This is a genomic window from Methylophaga sp. UBA5088 (assembly GCF_002414625.1).
In the GTDB taxonomy this organism is placed as follows: domain Bacteria; phylum Pseudomonadota; class Gammaproteobacteria; order Nitrosococcales; family Methylophagaceae; genus Methylophaga; species Methylophaga marina.
In genome coordinates this window covers 1,400-6,039 of sequence record NZ_DIAC01000005.1, presented here as the reverse complement: position 1 = coordinate 6,039, position 4,640 = coordinate 1,400, and the positions used below count along the sequence as shown (strand labels likewise).

At 46.6% G+C, this 4,640-nt stretch carries 3 protein-coding genes; 1 reads left to right on the top strand and 2 read right to left on the bottom strand.

Annotated elements, in window-relative coordinates; genetic code table 11:
- Positions 1-35 precede the first annotated feature (35 nt).
- On the top strand, positions 36-2,156 hold the full coding sequence (locus B4K20_RS00465) for a molybdopterin-containing oxidoreductase family protein (RefSeq protein ID WP_289281471.1): 2,121 nt from the start codon (positions 36-38) through the stop codon (positions 2,154-2,156).
- Between the two features lie 55 nt (positions 2,157-2,211).
- On the opposite strand, the gene B4K20_RS00460 is transcribed toward B4K20_RS00465, so the two are convergent.
- Both B4K20_RS00460 and B4K20_RS00455 read right to left on the bottom strand, forming a co-directional pair.
- Positions 2,212-3,753 (bottom strand): FTR1 family iron permease, encoded by a 1,542-nt coding sequence (locus B4K20_RS00460; protein WP_289281470.1) that lies wholly within the window; start codon positions 3,751-3,753, stop codon positions 2,212-2,214.
- Between the two features lie 181 nt (positions 3,754-3,934).
- On the bottom strand, positions 3,935-4,640 hold a 706-nt coding region (locus B4K20_RS00455; RefSeq protein ID WP_289281469.1), incomplete at its 5' end, for a peptidoglycan DD-metalloendopeptidase family protein.

Below are 4,640 nucleotides of genomic sequence, written 5' to 3'. Positions count from 1 at the left end.
AAAAATAAAAACACATCAGAGAAGGAGAGAGCAAAATGGCAAGCGTATTAAAAACGACGCATCATGGTGGCTGTCCACATGATTGTCCTGATACCTGTTCCATGGTGTATGAGGTTGAAAATGGTCAACTGACCTCAGTTAAAGGCAATAAAGAACATCCAATGACGCGAGGTGGGTTGTGCGTCAAACTCAAAGATTATGAAAAGCGTCACTATCATCCGGATCGTCTGCTTCACCCCATGCGCCGAACCGGGCCCAAGGGAAGTGGGCAGTTTGAACGCATTAGTTGGGATGAAGCACTTGATGAGATCACCAGCCGCTGGAAAGCGATTATCGACGAGTATGGTCCTCATGCCATTTTGCCTTATAGCTATCTGGGTAATCAGGGGCTGGTGCATGGCTTAAATGGCGGCGATGCTTTTTTTAACAAAATGGGCGCAACCGTTTGTGAGCGGACTTTTTGCGGCGAAGGTTCTTGTACAGCCTGGTTGCTGACAGTGGGGCCAACAGCTGGGGTCGACCCTGAGAGTTTTATCCATTCTAAATACATCATCCTCTGGGGATGTAATTCGGTGAGTACCAATGTCCACCATTGGCACATTGTCAAAGATGCCCAGAAGCAGGGCGCCAAAGTCGTCGTTATCGATCCCTATAAATCCAAAACAGCGAAAGAAGCGGATTGGCACATTGCGCCTAAACCCGGCACTGATGGTGCTTTAGCCATGGCTATGATACATGTGATTATTGAAGAAGGACTTCAGGATCAAGACTATATCGACAACTACACAGTGGGGTTTGAGGCCTTATCTGAAAGAGCCAAAACCAGAACACCAGAATGGGCTGCCTCGATAACGGGTGTGGCTGCGGAAGATATTCGTCAGTTGGCGCGCGAGTTTGCCTCTACCCAACCAGCAGCTATTCGCTTGGGTGTGGCTGTAGAACGTAACTATGGTGGTGGTCAAGCAATTCGTGCCATCACCTGTTTACCTGCATTAACCGGCGCGTGGCGTCATGTTGGTGGTGGTGCATTACAGTTTCCTGTCTGGGAGCATCCTTATAAGTTTGATGTTATTTCGCGTCCGGATCTGATTCCGGAAGGCACGCCGGTCGTAAATGCGATACAACTGGGGCGCGCACTAACAGGAGAATTGGGGCTCGATACACCGATTAAATCGATGATGTGCTGGAATGCCAATCCCGTCACGCAAGCGGCCGAAACTGACAAAATTGTTGAAGGTTTGATGCGTGAAGATCTATTTCTGGTGTCGGCTGAACATTTCCTTTCTGATACCGCATCTTATGCTGATATCGTGCTACCTGCCTCTATGGGCGCAGAGATGGAAGATATGGTGCTGTCATGGGGCCACTTATATCTAACCTATAATGAAAAGTGTGTGGACTCGCCGGGTGAAGCGATACCAAATAATGAGATTTTCAGACGATTGGCAGCCAGAATGGGTTATCAAGAAGCCAACTTTAGCTGGTCGGATAGTGAGTGTCTTGAGAACTATGTTGATTGGGACTCACCGGCATGTGAAGGCATTGATTTGGCTTATTTACGCCAACATGGCTTTGCTAAATTAAAAGTAGGTACCAAAGATGATCGTGCCCCACATCGCCATGGGAATTTCCCCACACCGAGTGGAAAGTGTGAACTGGAAGTGAAAGGGGCTACCAACTTTGTGGCTGGTCCGTTCCGGCAGATGTACGAAGGCTTCCAGCCAGGTGAGTCATTAGATAGCTTGCCAGATTATGTGCCATCAAGAGAGACGCACGAGAGCAATCCGGCATTGGCTGAAAAGTACCCATTGAACATCATTTCGCCCAAAAGCCACGGCTTTCTGAATTCTTGTTACGCCAATATGGACAACAAAATAAAAGGCCAAGGTGAACAGTTTGTCATGATAAGTCCAGTGGATGCCGACCTGCGAAATATTCAAAGTGGTGATGTGGTATCCGTATTTAATGACCGGGGTAAATTTGAAGCACTTGCTCAAATTACAGATGATGTCAGTCCCGGAATCGTCGTGGCGACACTGGGATATTGGCGACAATTGAACAAAGGCACGGTGAACTGTGTCAGTTCAGCTGAGTTTGTGGATATGGGCCATGCCCCAACATTTACTGACAATTTGGTTGAAGTCAGATTGAGTTAATCTAGACAGCGTGCAAAAAAAAGCCCGCGAAAGCGGGCTTTTTTTATGTTGATGTTTAAGCGGTTTCTTTGTTACCGAAAGGTCTGATGCCCATCAGAATAAGCAAAGACAACATCACGATTACCAGCTGGGCTGACAATCCCTCCCATGTTGAATAAATACCAAGCCAGGACAAGGCAAAATCAACGGGTAATGAAGAAATGCTGATCAAATCAGCTTCCTGCAGGGCGGCCACCGCTTTACCTATCAATACAAATGATAAAGCCAGCATCAGATAGGTACTGAAAGTGAAGAATGTTCTGATAGGTAAGCGTAATGAGTATTTAACAAACAGCCAGAATAACAGGCCTAAAATCACTACAGCCGTAACAAAACCTGTGGCGATAGACATGGATTGTGATGAAGCTGATTGGGTAAGTAGTGCTTGATAAAAGAGGACTGTTTCAAACACTTCACGATACACCGCAATGAACGACAGGCCTGCTAATCCCCACAGCGTACCTGTACTCAAGTGTCGATGAATGTGTTGATTAATATAAGCCTGCCAAGCCACCGCGTTTGTTTTACTATGCATCCAGAAACCGACATAGAATAGAATCACAGCGGCCATCAAGGCGCCCACACCTTCCATGATTTCACGGCTTGCACCACTGATGCTAATCAGATTTTGGGCTGCCCACCACGTGGCGACACCCGCAATCAGGGCAAAAACCCAGCCAGCATGCACATATTTCACCGCGTCACGACGCTCCGTTTTGACTAGAACAGTGACCAGTGCCAACACAACCAGCATAGCTTCCAGGCCTTCACGTAATAAAATCACCAAGCTGGCGGTAAACAATGTCGAGTCCGATAAGGTGTCGGCAGACAACAAATCTTGTGCCTGACTAAGCTGATGATTGGTTTGTTCAAGCAGTGCGGTAATGTCGTCTTGTTTTTCAGACTGAGCCGTTAATTGTCTGAATGCCATCATTGATTTTTCGATGTCTTTACGCAGTTGTGGGTCGTAGGCATCCAAGGCATTTTCTGCCAGTTCAAAGCCATCAAGGTAGGCACTGACAGCTAGCGCTTGTGCCGCTTTATAGTCACCTGATAGATAACTTGTATGTGCCGCTTTCAGTTGTTGTTTGGCCATGGCAAGTGGATCATTTGATGCAAATAACGGCTCAGGATGTGAGCGAAGCTGAGCTACTGTGTCATCGTCAAGCGTGGGGTATTTATTGAGTAATGTCTGGGGGCTATTACTGACAAAATCCTGAATAGTCATGGCTGTGGGTACTGTTGCCATGCCAGTGTGATCCTGAAAGGCCAAGCTACCTGCATAAAAGGCCAGTGACCAACGCTGTTTCTCATCAAGGTGAGACAGCGCCACCATAGCCGTGCCCTCAATACCATTGGTGATGACATCATACAAACCGATAACTGAACGGTTCATGGCACGATCTTTATCGGTGAAGTTTGTCGGTGTGGGGTCCAAAGAGGGCCCAGTAATAGCTGTCAGACTGCCAGGAGCAAATTTGCCAGATATCTGCTGAATAACAGGCTGATTTTCATAAGCAACACTGACATTGTTCAGTGAGATGACGGGACTGCTCATGGGAGTGATACCGCCCAGAATATTGCTGACCACAACGCGATATTAATAAGTAGAACGACAATCAGTCTCTGATAAGCCTGTGCGCCCAAAATTGAGCCCTGAAAAAAGTGGTGTTTATTCATATATATCAGTCATGCCTTTTTCGTTGGCTTATGCCAAGCAAACGAGATTGAATGTTGCATTACATCATTGAACGCGTAGATGCCGAGGCCGTGTTAATTAACCAGTTATTTAGCCAGTCCAGATTAGCGGTGGCGATGGTCGTTTCATCTGACATCATCCCATCAAGGGTTTTGACATGCTCATGAAATGCGGCTAACTCAGTTTGTGATACGGACTTCAATGTAGGGATTTTTGCCGTAATAGGGTTAACAGGCTTGTCATTGATGCGTAGCTCGTAATGTAAATGCGGGCCAGTAGATCGACCTGTATTACCTGAATAGGCAATGGTTTGACCACGAGAGATTTTTTGTCCTCTATGTACCAAAATTTTGCTTAAGTGTAGATAGCGAGTTGAATACGGGCCAAATTCTTTAATGACAAGATATTTACCGGCATAACGATGATTGGCGACGCGTTCTACTTGGCCATCACCAGTTGAGATAATGGGAGTACCGATTGGCATGGCAAAGTCTACGCCGTTATGTGGTGATATTTTGCCTGTGATCGGGTGATGACGTTTTGGATTGAAAGGGGAGCTGATGCGGAATGTGTTTCGGGTAGGGTAACGCAGTAAAGCGGGTGTCAGATTGTGTCCATCTTTATCGTAATACTGACCATCGGTATGCAGGTAGGCATTGAAGTCGATTTTCTGCCCAGCTAATCGAATAGCGGCAACATAGTTATTACCCACCGGCGTATCGTCTAGCATTTCACGTTTAATGATG